This is a genomic window from Moritella yayanosii (genome assembly GCF_900465055.1).
Classification (GTDB): Bacteria; Pseudomonadota; Gammaproteobacteria; order Enterobacterales; family Moritellaceae; genus Moritella; species Moritella yayanosii.
This window is the reverse complement of the sequence record NZ_LS483250.1, coordinates 103,187-116,374: the sequence shown is the minus strand read 5'-3', so window position 1 is coordinate 116,374 and position 13,188 is coordinate 103,187. Positions and strand designations below refer to the sequence as shown.

Genomic DNA, 13,188 nt, shown 5'->3' with positions numbered 1-13,188 from the left:
ATACCCAAGTTACTTCAAGATGCATCTTGAAGTAACTTGGATATAACTATTCTAATGGCTAATTTCAATAAAAAATAGCACCCATATTGGGTGCTAAACATGCAATTAAAATAAATTCCTAGCCAAAGGCTACATTTACTCTTACAGGTAATCGCGAATTAATAGCTCTGCAATTTGCACACTATTCGTGGCAGCACCCTTACGGATGTTATCGCCTACAACCCACATGTTGATACCGTTAGCGTGTGAGATATCTTCACGAATACGGCCAACAAACACGTCATCATGACCCGCAGAGTCAGACACAGGGGTAGGATAGTCTTCTTCATTTTCAATCAGTTTAACACCTGGCGCATGACGCATCAGTGAACGCACTTCTTCAGCACTGATTGGTGTGCGTGTTTCTAAATGGATCGCTTCTGAATGACCATAGAATACCGGTACACGTACCGCAGTTGGATTCACCATAATACTGTCATCAGCAAAAATCTTTTGCGTTTCCCACACCATTTTCATTTCTTCTTTGGTATAGCCATTATCCATGAACACATCAATTTGTGGGATCACGTTAAATGCAATTTGCTTTGGATATACTTTGGTTTCAACTTCACGCGCATTTAATAATGCGGCAGTTTGACCTGCTAATTCATCAATTGCACTTTGACCAGAACCCGATACCGCTTGATATGTGGCTACGTTAATACGTGAAATACCCACTTCATCATAGATAGGTTTCAATGCAACTAACATTTGAATTGTAGAGCAATTGGGATTGGCGATAATGCCACGATTGGTATATTGCGCGATGGCTTCTGGGTTTACTTCTGGCACAACCAGAGGAATATCATCGTCATAACGGAAATGTGAGGTGTTATCAATAACGACGACACCCGCATCGACTGCGATTGGTGCCCATTTTTCGGATACCGAACCACCTGCAGAAAACAAACCAATTTGAACTTGGGTCCAATCGAATTCTTCAACATCTAATACTGTAACTTGTTTATTATTAAAGGTAATTTCGCCACCAGCACTACGGCTACTGGCTAATGGATAAATATTACCGATTGGAAATTTACGTTCTTGTAAAATTTCCAACATCATTTTTCCTACAGCACCTGTTGCGCCTAATACTGCAACATCATATAGTTGACTCATCAACAACTCCTAAAAAATTATTTGGCAAACCCAAGTTGATACAACGACTCTACCGCATAATGTGACTCATTTACTAGCCTCAATGAGGAAAACTCCCTTCTTTCTAAGTAATTTTTACGCATTTCATCAAAACCACCAGCTTTCATTATGCTTTTTCTAAAAATAGCGTCATCTCGGCGCACATCGTATACCAAATGAACCAATTTTTTAGCGAATGTTTGATCAGCACTTTGGTTGATATCAATGCGACTGATCGCAGGCACAGGTAGGATATCACTGATACTACGGTCCGCTTGCAGCCCTAGAAATTGTGCGTACGCCTGATAAATCATTTCCGTACCACGCGCTTTTCCTTCAAGGCTATAGCCCGCAATATGCGGTGTAGCAATAGCAACATAAGGGATCAGCTCAAGTAATGGCGTGGGTTCGTTTTCCCACACGTCCAGTACTAACGTCATTGCATGTCCCATTTGTTTTAATGCCAGCAGCGCCTGATTATCAATCACATCACCACGACCACTATTAACCAGGATCGCGTCTTGCCCTATACCCGTCAGTAATTCAGCGGTTAATAAATGCTTGGTTTGATGACTGCCGGTTTTAACTAATGGCACGTGTAAACAAATGATATCCGCTTGTAATGCTTGCTCTAAACTAACAAACCCCGTCAGGTCTTCTTTTTCAACGCGAGGTGGATCGCATAACATCACTTGTGCACCTAAAGCCGTTAGTCTGCTGACCGTTTGTGAACCGGTATTACCAACACCTATAACCGCAATCGATTTATCTGCTAATGTAAAAAGTTGCTGCTCAGCTAATACTAATAATGCGCTACAAACATAATCGCCAACGGATACTGCATTACAACCTGGCGCATTGGTGTATGCAATATTTCGTTGCTGTAAGCAAACTAGGTCTAAATGGTCGATACCAATCGTCGCGGTCCCCACGAACGCTAATTTATTGGCTTGAGCAAGTAATTCGTCGTTCACTTGGGTGACAGAACGTACCATCAAGGCATTTACATCGTGTAAATCCTCGGCTTGAATTGTACGGCCAGATAAAAGCACTACTTCACCAAACTGAGAAAACAGTTCGGTTGCATAAGGCATATTCTCATCAACTAGGATCTTCATTTAAGTATTCTCTTAATAATACGACTAAAGCCATTTTGCGGGTTGTGCAGATAAAAAAAAAGCCCATTTATCAATAATCTGAGAAATGGGCTTACATTGTCTGAATCACGGTAGTGTGTACCGTCACTGAAACCTGGTTATTTAAGCGTTTTAATGCTCAATTATTTAGTGAATTTACTAAATACTAGCGTCGCATTCGTACCGCCAAAACCAAAGCTGTTCGACATTACGTTCGTTAGTTCGGCATCAATTGCCTGACCTGACACGATGTCTAGACCGTCGGCTTTTTCATCAAGGTCGTCAATGTTGGCACTGGCTGCGATAAAGCTATTTTCCATCATGATCAATGAGTAAATCGCTTCATGTACGCCTGCCGCACCTAATGCATGGCCAGTCAGTGATTTTGTTGCACTGATTTTTGGAGACTTATGACCAAATACCGCTTGAATCGCTTCAAGTTCTTTGGTATCACCTACAGGTGTCGATGTACCGTGTGTATTTAGGTAATCAATGTCACCGTCTACTGTTTCTAATGCTTGTAGCATACAACGAATAGCACCTTCACCCGATGGCGCGACCATATCGTAGCCATCTGATGTCGCACCGTAACCGGTGATTTCAGCATAGATAGTTGCGCCACGAGCAAGTGCATGCTCAAGTTCTTCGACGACAACCATACCGCCGCCACCAGAGATCACAAAACCATCGCGGTTTTTGTCATAGGTACGTGATGCTTGTTGTGGTGTATCGTTATACTTGGTTGATAATGCGCCCATCGCATCGAACTCTAATGCTAATGTCCAATCAATCTCTTCACCGCCACCAGCAAATACCACGTCTAGTTTACCCAATTGGATTTGTTCTACGGCATGGCCAATACAATGCGCACTTGTCGCACATGCAGACGTAATTGAATAGCTTGGGCCTTTAATTTTGAATGGTGTAGCAAGACAAGCAGAAATTGTGCTCGACATAGTCCGGGTCACCATATATGGACCCACACGCTTCACGCTTTTATTACGAGCGATATCAACAGAATCCACAACGTTCTTTGATGATGCACCACCTGAACCAGCAATTAGACCAGTACGTACGTTAGATACTTGCTCTGCTGTTAAACCTGAATCATCAATCGCTTCTTGCATAGCAATATAACTAAAAGCGGCTGCATCACCCATGAAACGCATTGCTTTACGATCAATGATTTCCTTAGGATCAAGATTAACAGAACCGCAGACGTGGCTACGTAAGTTTTGTTCAGCAAATTGTGGTGAAAATTCAATACCACTGTTGCCAGCTTTCAGTGACTCACATACTTCAGCTTTGTTGTTACCGATACTTGATACAATACCGATACCTGTTATAACCGCTCTTTTCATGATATTCCCTAATATAAAATTATTACGTCATTCTTACTTATTTTTTAACGTCATCTGGTCTGCTTTCCCTATAATCGGATAAGATTATGACCGTTTTATTAATTTTTCGCCTAAGGATTAATTATTTTCAATCCAAAAACATCGCTTGCCCTTAACAGAAGCCCGACTAGACTCGTGATTCTATCTAACTTCATTATAGCAAAGTGATTATTAACCAGTATCCCATTGCTATCAATAATTGTCACCGCCTAAAGATTGCGTGTGATCAAATCATCTGCAATTATTGTTCCTTTTGCTGATAAAACAACCATAACAACTCTTAAATGGCGCTAACAACAAGCAAAGTTGGCAATTTAAGTCAATGTAAACAATCATTAATAATCACACTTTATTAATGATAGTTGTGAACCCCATAACATCAATTTAACAGATAATGTCTAAGGAGTCGGATATGACCAGACAAGGATTTACTCATTTACCGAGTATGCGTGTTATACACTTTCGCCCACTACTATTGTTGATTACGCTACTGTTTAGTTTTCCAATCAGTGCCGAGATCAATCTTATTTTTGGTCTATATACTTCAGATAAACCAACCACTATGGTCACTAAATTTCGCCCTTTTATTAATACGCTCGAAGCACAGTTAACGCATAAGTTACAGCAGCCAGTCCATATTAAAATGCATATATCGAGTAATTATAATGATGGAGTCGAAGCCCTTACCAGTGGTGAAGTTGATTTTTCTCGTCTCGGTCCAGCCTCATATATCACCGCTAAAAATGCCAACGCCGACTTACAATTGCTTGCTATCGAAGCTAAAAAAGGTAAAAAACGCTTTCATGGTGTGATTGCAGTCCAAACTGATAGCCCAATAACAAAGCCTGAGCAATTAGCAGGTAAGCGATTTGCATTTGGCTCTGAACAATCCACAATAGGCCGCTACCTGTCACAATCTTATCTTGCCGACCATCATATATTTTCCACAGATTTGGCCAAGTTTGACTATTTAGGCAGACATGATGCTGTGGGTGCCGCTGTTGCAGCGGGACGCTATGATGCGGGCGCATTAAAAGAAGGCACCTTTAATAAACTGCGTAGCAAAGGGGTATTATTACGTGAAATAGCAAGGTTCCCCAATGTCACTAAACCTTGGGTGGCAAAAGCGGGATTAGACGAAAAAATTGTCCAAGCTTTATCTGCATTGTTAATCGCAAGTAATGAGTCCAATGCACTATACAAAAACTCACTGAGTAAAAATGGCTTTCTCGCCGGTGATGATAGTGACTATGACATCATACGTAAATCCATGAATGATAATCGGTTTTTCTCAACCAACGCGATTAAATGACCAAGTTTGTTAAACATTTCCCACTCTGGTCCAAGGTCCTTTTTGCCACCTTGTGTATTACCATTGTCACAAGTTTAGCCGCCGGGGAATTGGCTCGGCGCTTTGAATACAATTACCTAACCAATAACCTAACCTTACAACTACAACAAACATTCAATCTTTTATCTGCAACAACCATTGATAGTCTGATCACCGAAGATATCCCGTTACTTGAAACCATCATGTTACAAATATCATCGAATTATCCCGGTATCGAGTTCTTCGCAATTTATAATGAGCTGCAGACAGTGTTAGTCACTTGGGGGACGCTACCAGCAGAAGATAGTTTGCAGCACCAAGTATTTCAACAGCCTGTTATTTTTGGTGGTGAAACCTTTGGCTATATGAAAATAGCCGTCAGCACTGCGCGTTTGCAAGATGATATAACGACACACGTAAACTTAATTCGCCTACTCATCGCCTTAATATTATTATGTTTAGCGCTCTCGATCTCGTTATTTCTGCATTCGTCAGTACTAAAACCAATAACCAATATCAACAAGCGCCTATTACACTTATCACAACTCCATCATAGTGATGAACAAATCATATTAATATCAACCAACGAATTAGACCGTTTAAATGAATCTGTCGACCTTATTCAAGCGTTTACCCATAAGCAAAAACAACGTGAGCAACAATTACACGCAGCAAAAGAACAGGCCATTAATGCGAATACCACAAAATCGACTTTTCTCGCCACCATGAGCCATGAAATAAGAAATCCAATGCATGCGATCTTAGGAGCATTGTCGCTAATTGACAAAAGTGAAATGAATACAGAGCAGCAGCACTTTATCGATACTAGCCTAAAGTCAGCGCATATATTACTGAGTTTATTAAACAACATCCTCGATATGTCAAAAATCGAAGCCGGAAAATTACAGCTCGAACATCGCCCTTTTAATATTCAAGAGATCTTGCAAAGCATCACGAGTGTCCTTGAACCACTCGCGCAGCAAAAACACATCATCTTAAATCATACCAGCAATATAAATGCACCTTTATGGTTGCTCGGTGATGATAATCGCTTAACACAAATACTCATCAATCTGGCCAATAATGCCATTAAATTCACCCAGCAAGGTCAAGTCAATATGATGATGAACGTGGTAAAAGAGCCAAACTATACGCAAATTTGTTTCACTATCAAAGATAGCGGCATTGGTATACCAGAACATAAACTAAGCCATATTTTTGATGATTTTGTTCAATCTGATAGTTCTTTTTCACGAGAATACGGAGGTTCAGGCTTAGGTCTTGCTATCTCAAAACAGTTGATTACTTTAATGAAAGGAACCATCACAGTCACCAGCCAATTAAATAAGGGCAGTGAGTTCAGGGTTAAACTAAAACTAAAAAATACCATGGCTCCAGTTACTGAGCAACCGGCATCACAAGCTCAAGTCGTCAGAAAAGGCCCTCCCCCTCGGCTGCTTCTCGTTGAAGACAATAAGGCCAATCAATTTATTACCAAAACTATTTTACAACGGGCGGGTTATACTGTGGATGTTGCCGGTAATGGGTTACTTGCTATTGCAGCCTGTGAGAATCAGCGTTATCAATTAATATTAATGGATTTACAAATGCCCGAAATGGATGGCTTTGACGCGACAAAAGGGATACGTCAAATGTCTAATCTTAATATAAACACACCGATTATCGCAATGACAGCCAACGCCACGACCGAAGACCGAGAAAATACCCTTGCTGTTGGTATGAATGACTTTTTAATGAAGCCTGCAAGTGAAGACCAATTAATGAAAAAAATACATCATTGGTTAAATTGAATATTAAACTTGGCTAGCGACGTCGCCGTATCTTGCCACAAACGGCTATTTTTAAGCTCCGATAATGAAAAATTACTGGTATGCTTAAGGCCAAAATCATCGGTGGTTAAATTATTATCTAAACCATCGAGTAATGCTTCAACACCCTTGCGATCATTACAGGCCAGCAATAAATTACAGCCAGCCCACATCGCCTGCTCCGCACGCGCTAAATAATTACCCGCAACACTGGCACCGTGCATAGATAAATCATCAGAAAAAATCGCACCTTTAAAGCCCAACTGTTGTCTTAGCACTGTTTGTAACCAGTATTGAGAAAAACCAGCCGCATTACTATCTACTTGCTGATAAATAACATGCGCAGGCATAATGGCATCAAGTTGCGCATTAGCAATGAGGGATTTAAATGGCAATAGATCCGTTGCGGTGATGTCTGCGAAGCTGCGTTCATCAATCGGTAAGGCAATATGTGAATCGGCTAACACACTGCCATGACCAGGAAAATGCTTACCTGTGGTTTTCATACCGGCTTTATGCATACCAATACAAAGCTGTGTTGACAGGTCTGTTACCCAGCTTGGGTCGGCATGGAATGAGCGGTCGCCAATAACTTGACTCCCACGCTCTAAATCAAGCACAGGGGCGAAGCTTAAATCAATATCAAACGCTAATAGCTCAGCGGCTAACATCCAACCACATTGCTGGGTAAACTGTTTCGCTGTCTCACGATCATCCGCATATAATTCCGCTATGTTTCCCATTGCTGGGATCCGGGTAAACTGCTCACGAAAACGTTGCACGCGGCCACCTTCGTGATCAACCGAGATCACAATCGGAGCATTAGCGGCGTTACGAATTGATTTAATTAACGCGGTTAACTGAGCATGATCACCATAGTTCCGACTAAACAGGATCAACCCGCCCGTTAATGGATGCGCTAAGATCTCTTTATCTTCAGGCGTTAATTCATAACCGTTAACATCTACTATTACTGGTCCCACTGCAATTCCTTACTCAATCGGTTAATTTTATCTGTTATGGCATATTCAGATTGCTGCCATAATCTTAAATAGGTGGCATCTTTATCCTGCTGATACATAACTATACACCACAACAAAGTCATCATTTCCACTACTACAGCCATCACATCTAATTGCGCTAATGTCACTTGCGCGGCAGGATAATACTGATTGTAATACCTTAAAAACAGCGCCTGTTGTGCGTTTTGCCACGCGAATGTCTGAAACAAGGTGACGATATCAAAATCACAATGACCCGCAGCGGCAAATTCCCAATCCAACAAATATAACTTAGCCTGCTCATCTTCAATAAAATTCAATGGATTCATATCATGATGACAAAAACCCAATCTATTCGCAGGTAAATGTTGCTCAATTAAATCAATAACAAGTGTCAGCTGCTGTGCGAGTTGCACCGTTTTAAGTTCAGTATTAAGTGTCTGATAATAATGCTGGAGGCGCTCGACCATATCAAGGTGATGGCTAGGCATAGGTTGTTGATGAAGCATGGCGACTAATTGCGCTAATTTTTCAATGTTTTCATCTCGAACTTGCGCGGTTTGATCCCAATGCTCACCAGTAACCCAATCACAAATCATCCCCTGTTTATGCTTAACAATAACATTCGGCGCTAAACCAATATTTGCGGCTTGAATTTGCGCGGCGTATTCGAGCTCAACATCATTATCCATACCAAGATAAGTCGCAGCAAACTGGCGGACAAAGTAGCTGTTGTTCAGACCATTTTGTTGAAACTGCAATCGATAATTATGATTGCTTAAACCACCTAGTACCGGCGTTAAAGAAAATGATTCGGGGCTAAATTGCACGACAAATTCAGGTGTTTTTTTCATCATAAATTTATGGGTCACAATGAGATCACCCGGCTAACTTGCGCTTCAACCGTGTTAAAACGGTTATTAATCAATTTAATAATTAGCGTGTGCTTATTGATGGTATTTTCAACTTTTACAATATGAATCACTAATGAATAACTACTTTCTGTACTCTCTGTACTTTCTGTAAAATAAGTATTGTGGCTACGCAGACGTTGTTGCGCAGTGACAATCTGAATATCAAACCAGTTGAGTTGCGCGAGTGTTTCAGCACTGGCACGTTGTAGTTCTTGATAAGTAATTGGCAGCGTAACCGCACTATTAGGATAAGTAATATAAAGGCGTTGGCCATGCTCAAAAGTGCCTTGCACAAAGAAAGCTTGCTGCAACAATACCCAGTTTAGCGCTCGCACTTGTGTGGTTAACGGGTGTTCTTGCATCGTCTCCAGCTGAATTGTCATCACTTGTTGAACCGGTGTAGCTGGTGATGTACAAGCGGTAACGAATAATGCACTCAGCAGAGACATTAATGTGAGAATCCATTTCATGTACACTCCCCTCCAACGTTACTGATAGTGAATAAGATGACCGATCAAAAGTGTCATGAGATAAGCGGTCATCGTTATGCTGTGTGCCGAACTGTCAATAAACAGGCATTATTTGCTATTTTTGATCCGTACTATTTTATCGTCACCATAGCACCGAGCTGTTCGCCACCAACCAGGTGCATATGTAAGTGGTAAACCTCTTGTCCACCATGCTTGTTGCAATTAACGATAAGACGGTAGCCATTTTCAGCGATACCTTCCTGCTCGGCAATTTTCCGTGCCACAGTAAACAAACGCCCTAGTACTAATTCGTCTGCTTCGCATACGTCATTCGTCGTCGGGATCAGCTTATTAGGGATAATTAATACATGTGTTGATGCTTTTGGATTAATATCACGAAATGCAGTAACTAACTCATCTTGGTAGAGAATATCGGCTGGGATCTCTTTATCAATGATCTTGCGAAAAATCGTTTCTTCTGCCATTTTCAACTCCATTTCAAAATTAAGTGACTCAATAATAAGTGAAAACAAATACAAATACACCTGTTATCCGCAATCGCTCATTATCTACGCCTGATTCAGTGATAAGCGCAACAAAAAAACCCGCTAACCGCTACAATATGAGTGTAGTGGCTAACGGGCTTATTAATTAATTTTAAGTTTAAATGACGTCTCCGCTAAGGACGATCAAGCAGAAGCAATCGCACCTTTACCAACACCTTCATAAGCAAACACAGTCAGTGAATCATTGCAGTCTTTTGCTAATGTATCGGCAATAAACTGGGCAATGTTCTCAACCGTTGTTTCGGTTGGCATAATTTCAACAATTGATTTACTCAGCGCAAGTTGGAACTCACCTTGTGGTGCTTGATATTTAAAGCAGTAATGCTCAGGCGTTAATGCAGCCATACCGGCACGTGAAAGTGATAATTCAGATGCTGAGACCATGTCGCAATGCTCAGCAAGGTAGATGTCTCTCCAACGCTCAGCCCAACTAAATTCAAGGGCAGTATCACGCTCATCATTACGCAGAATTTCAATCGTCGAGCGATGACCATGGGCAATACGCTGGCAATTACCTAAATGTTGACGTAAACCATGACTGTAACAGTAATCGGCACCATCAATTTTTTCTTCACGTAATTTCACATCTAACTGTTTAACGTTATTTGGTAGGCGTAACATTAACTGCTCAGTCAAATACGTTTCTAAACTTGCTAAGGTGATTTCCTCTGCAGGGATAAGTGCAAACGCTTGGTCAGGGCAAGCTAAGTGAATTGATTCACTGTGTTCGCGCCAAGCATCAACGTAGGTAAATGCACCATCACTCATCACATCACAAAATTTGGCATGTGCCGGTACGATCAATTTATGATCAATGAGTTCATCAACCGTTGACTTAATTAACTTTTTAACAATACCAAAGTCAAGGATCATGCTTTGTTCATTTAAGTCGCCATGCAGAACGATATCCACTAACCAACTCTGGCCAATAATGCCACGTGAATAATCCAATACTGACGAATCAATAACAGTAAGATCTTTGACGAATAATTTCATCTAAATTATGTCCTTTATGCTAACTAAAATGGGTAAAGCTGTTGGGCTGGTACTATTTATTGGTACTATTTTTGAGCGTCGTATTCATCTTTAAATGAAGCGATAAGCTCTTCACTATCAACAACAACTACTTCTTGGTCTGCTTTTGGAAATACTGAGATAACCACCCCATCTGCAGCAAGACCTGGTAACCAGTTATTACGCCAAGCACCCATTTCAATTTTAAGCGGCTGACACGCAGACCAATCGCCTTGGATCCATTCACTAGCAAACTCAGCATGTGGCCAAACGGGAATACTTCTCTCACCATCCGCTTCGCTAACAACAAAACCGTTTTCATCCGCTAATGTCCATACTTCTTCAGACTTAACCGCACGAAATATGAAATAGTTGAAACGCGCTTCTGGTGATTTTTCAACTGCTTCAGCAGTTTGCTTGTCATGAATTTTAAATGTCATATTCTTCTCTCAAGAAACCGCCGTTTGCAGTTTCAAATAATGTTTATAATAAAGCAGCAGCGGATTGTACGCTGCACAATAATAAATACCAATAATAAATACCAATAATAAGAGTAAATAGTAAAAGTTAAACCAACGTGATCTTATCTTACCAATGCCAGCTTGCGTAAATAACGCGGTATCATGGTTTCATTACCCTGCAATCCACCTTGGTGTATGTACAGAATGGGGCGTTTATCGGTACTTTCAAGCCCTGCTGCTATATTGGTATTATCGGCAATAAACTCCCGCTGTAAGCACAACCAAGCGAGCGGATCGTAGAGTAAATCAAACTCAATATTGGTGGTTTGTTTTAACTCAGTCCAGATGTGATAAAAAGGCAGGTAAAGTTTACCAAAGTGATACTTTTTCTCTGTTGCGATAATCGTTGGATGTAAAGATTCATCCGCGCACAATTCCAAGAACTGCTGTTTTAAATAACCATCGCCGCCAACACACGCACAGGCTTGCACTTCAAAGGGTAAATGTTTTTGCAAAAATAAGGCGGTAGTGCCGGTGCCAGCAGGTAATACCACGCGAATGTCCGAGTACGCTTTTGCTTCCGCCCACGCCATAATTTCATCGGCAAGTATTTTCAATCCCGTTTCAGCATATTGACAGCGTCCACCCTCAGGAATGAACACCGCGCGCAGACTTTGCGCAACTAACGCCGGTAATACTTGCTGTTGTATATGCTCAATGACAGTAAGTTCAGAATCAACCACGATGATCTTAGCGCCTTGCTCTAACGCAGCGCGATAATTGCCTTGGGGGTTATCAGTAAGATATTGTGGCAGGTGATCAACATAATAATGCAGCTGGCATTGCTTTAATTTAGCTAATACAGACAAGGAATACAGCGAGTTCGCTTGAGCAGAGCCATGACCAACCAGGATATCGACCTGGGATAGATCTTGTTGTAAAAAGTGATAAAACTTTCTGGCTTTATTACCGGTAAAAGCCACGTCCAATAAATCATCGCGCTTAACGTAAACTTGATGGCCTAAAAATTCGATCTCATCCACAGGGGTATTACGGAGTTGCATAGAGCTTTCCTAACTAAACAGACACAGGTAGCGCTGCAGATACAATAAATTGGCGGCCATTAACAGCCAGCAACTCGGTATCAACATCATAGACTTGTTTAATGGTATCAACCGTTAATACTTGAGCTGCATCACCTTGCCCAACCACACGCCCCGCCTTTAACAATAACACTTCAGAGGCATGATTAAGGGCAAGGTTAAGATCATGAATAGAGGCGATCACCGTAATACCAGACTCAGAAAGTTCTGTTAATATTTGCAGTACTTCAATTTGATGTTTTAAATCAAGTCCTGTTAGAGGTTCATCTAACAAGCACAAAATTGATTGTGGATTTAATATTGGTGATACTTGTACTAAGGTACGGGCAATCAATACGCGTTGCCATTCACCACCGGATAATTGATCGCAATTACGCTCAACTAATTTGGCTATATCCAAACGCGATAATAACTGATTAATTACCTGACAAGCTTGTTCATCTTCCAAGCTTATACCCAATGGATGTAAGCCTAACGCGATGAATTGGTATACTGGGATCGCAAACGGTGGCGGTGATGCTTGTGGTAACCAAGCACGCTGAAGCGCTAATTCGGCAATAGGGTAATCCGTGACGCTACGTTCCGCCAATCGATATTCGCCATCGCAAGCTTGCGTATGACCTGCAAGCAATGCTAATAACGTGCTTTTACCACTGCCGTTAGGCCCCAATAAAAATAAACAACCACCGTCATCAATTGAGATGTTGATATCAAACAAGCGTTGTTGATAGTTAACGTCGACAAGCGTTAATATTGCCGGTTTATTCATCGTATTTTTATCCATACTA

The 13,188-nt window shown here is 41.1% G+C and carries 13 protein-coding genes; 2 read left to right on the top strand and 11 right to left on the bottom strand.

All coding sequences use genetic code 11. From position 1 onward, the window contains the following. Positions 1–141: 141 nt before the first annotated feature. From MORIYA_RS00600 to fabB, 3 genes are all read right to left on the bottom strand, one after another. Positions 142–1,158 (bottom strand): aspartate-semialdehyde dehydrogenase, encoded by a 1,017-nt coding sequence (locus tag MORIYA_RS00600; protein WP_112711788.1) that lies wholly within the window; start codon positions 1,156–1,158, stop codon positions 142–144. A gap of 17 nt (positions 1,159–1,175) precedes the next feature. Beyond that, positions 1,176–2,294 carry a 4-phosphoerythronate dehydrogenase gene (locus tag MORIYA_RS00595; protein ID WP_112711786.1) on the bottom strand — a complete coding sequence of 373 codons (1,119 nt, stop codon included), beginning with the start codon at positions 2,292–2,294 and terminating at the stop codon, positions 1,176–1,178. Between the two features lie 161 nt (positions 2,295–2,455). After that, on the bottom strand, positions 2,456–3,673 hold the full coding sequence (fabB, locus tag MORIYA_RS00590) for a beta-ketoacyl-ACP synthase I (RefSeq protein ID WP_112711784.1): 1,218 nt from the start codon (positions 3,671–3,673) through the stop codon (positions 2,456–2,458). Between the two features lie 451 nt (positions 3,674–4,124). Between fabB and MORIYA_RS00585 the strand changes: the two genes are divergently transcribed. Further along, entirely contained in the window at positions 4,125–5,024 is a 900-nt protein-coding gene (locus MORIYA_RS00585) for a PhnD/SsuA/transferrin family substrate-binding protein (protein WP_232011442.1), read from the top strand. Then, a complete protein-coding gene (locus MORIYA_RS00580) occupies positions 5,021–6,853 on the top strand; it encodes a response regulator (protein WP_112711782.1) in 1,833 nt (610 codons plus the stop codon). Before MORIYA_RS00585 ends, MORIYA_RS00580 begins: the two co-directional genes overlap by 4 nt. Here MORIYA_RS00580 and nagZ read toward each other — a convergent pair. From nagZ to MORIYA_RS00540, 8 genes are all read right to left on the bottom strand, one after another. Then, entirely contained in the window at positions 6,838–7,854 is a 1,017-nt protein-coding gene (gene nagZ, locus MORIYA_RS00575; protein ID WP_112711780.1) for a beta-N-acetylhexosaminidase, read from the bottom strand. The genes MORIYA_RS00580 and nagZ overlap by 16 nt on opposite strands. Next, a complete protein-coding gene (locus MORIYA_RS00570) occupies positions 7,842–8,744 on the bottom strand; it encodes a phosphotransferase (protein ID WP_232011441.1) in 903 nt (300 codons plus the stop codon). Before MORIYA_RS00570 ends, nagZ begins: the two co-directional genes overlap by 13 nt. Further along, a complete protein-coding gene (locus MORIYA_RS00565) occupies positions 8,741–9,256 on the bottom strand; it encodes a penicillin-binding protein activator LpoB (RefSeq protein ID WP_112711778.1) in 516 nt (171 codons plus the stop codon). Before MORIYA_RS00565 ends, MORIYA_RS00570 begins: the two co-directional genes overlap by 4 nt. A gap of 131 nt (positions 9,257–9,387) precedes the next feature. After that, a complete protein-coding gene (locus MORIYA_RS00560; RefSeq protein ID WP_112711776.1) occupies positions 9,388–9,741 on the bottom strand; it encodes an HIT domain-containing protein in 354 nt (117 codons plus the stop codon). Positions 9,742–9,945: 204 nt separating this feature from the next. After that, a complete protein-coding gene (locus tag MORIYA_RS00555; protein WP_112711774.1) occupies positions 9,946–10,818 on the bottom strand; it encodes a 6-carboxytetrahydropterin synthase in 873 nt (290 codons plus the stop codon). 65 nt (positions 10,819–10,883) lie between these two features. Next, positions 10,884–11,276 (bottom strand): DUF2750 domain-containing protein, encoded by a 393-nt coding sequence (locus MORIYA_RS00550; RefSeq protein ID WP_112711772.1) that lies wholly within the window; start codon positions 11,274–11,276, stop codon positions 10,884–10,886. Between the two features lie 143 nt (positions 11,277–11,419). Beyond that, positions 11,420–12,361 carry a pyridoxal-phosphate dependent enzyme gene (locus MORIYA_RS00545; RefSeq protein ID WP_112711770.1) on the bottom strand — a complete coding sequence of 314 codons (942 nt, stop codon included), beginning with the start codon at positions 12,359–12,361 and terminating at the stop codon, positions 11,420–11,422. 13 nt (positions 12,362–12,374) lie between these two features. Further along, entirely contained in the window at positions 12,375–13,169 is a 795-nt protein-coding gene (locus MORIYA_RS00540) for an ABC transporter ATP-binding protein (protein WP_112718342.1), read from the bottom strand. Positions 13,170–13,188 lie beyond the last annotated feature (19 nt).

Excerpts from the sequence above, each read along its gene's own strand:
- MORIYA_RS00600 (WP_112711788.1), bottom strand. The coding sequence starts at position 1,158 with ATGAGTCAACTATATGATGTTGCAGTATTAGGCGCAACAGGTGCTGTA.
- MORIYA_RS00595 (WP_112711786.1), bottom strand. The coding sequence starts at position 2,294 with ATGAAGATCCTAGTTGATGAGAATATGCCTTATGCAACCGAACTGTTT.
- fabB (WP_112711784.1), bottom strand. The coding sequence starts at position 3,673 with ATGAAAAGAGCGGTTATAACAGGTATCGGTATTGTATCAAGTATCGGT.
- MORIYA_RS00585 (WP_232011442.1), top strand. The coding sequence starts at position 4,125 with ATGACCAGACAAGGATTTACTCATTTACCGAGTATGCGTGTTATACAC.
- MORIYA_RS00580 (WP_112711782.1), top strand. The coding sequence starts at position 5,021 with ATGACCAAGTTTGTTAAACATTTCCCACTCTGGTCCAAGGTCCTTTTT.
- MORIYA_RS00565 (WP_112711778.1), bottom strand. The coding sequence starts at position 9,256 with ATGAAATGGATTCTCACATTAATGTCTCTGCTGAGTGCATTATTCGTT.
- MORIYA_RS00560 (WP_112711776.1), bottom strand. The coding sequence starts at position 9,741 with ATGGCAGAAGAAACGATTTTTCGCAAGATCATTGATAAAGAGATCCCA.
- MORIYA_RS00555 (WP_112711774.1), bottom strand. The coding sequence starts at position 10,818 with ATGAAATTATTCGTCAAAGATCTTACTGTTATTGATTCGTCAGTATTG.
- MORIYA_RS00550 (WP_112711772.1), bottom strand. The coding sequence starts at position 11,276 with ATGACATTTAAAATTCATGACAAGCAAACTGCTGAAGCAGTTGAAAAA.
- MORIYA_RS00545 (WP_112711770.1), bottom strand. The coding sequence starts at position 12,361 with ATGCAACTCCGTAATACCCCTGTGGATGAGATCGAATTTTTAGGCCAT.
- MORIYA_RS00540 (WP_112718342.1), bottom strand. The coding sequence starts at position 13,169 with ATGAATAAACCGGCAATATTAACGCTTGTCGACGTTAACTATCAACAA.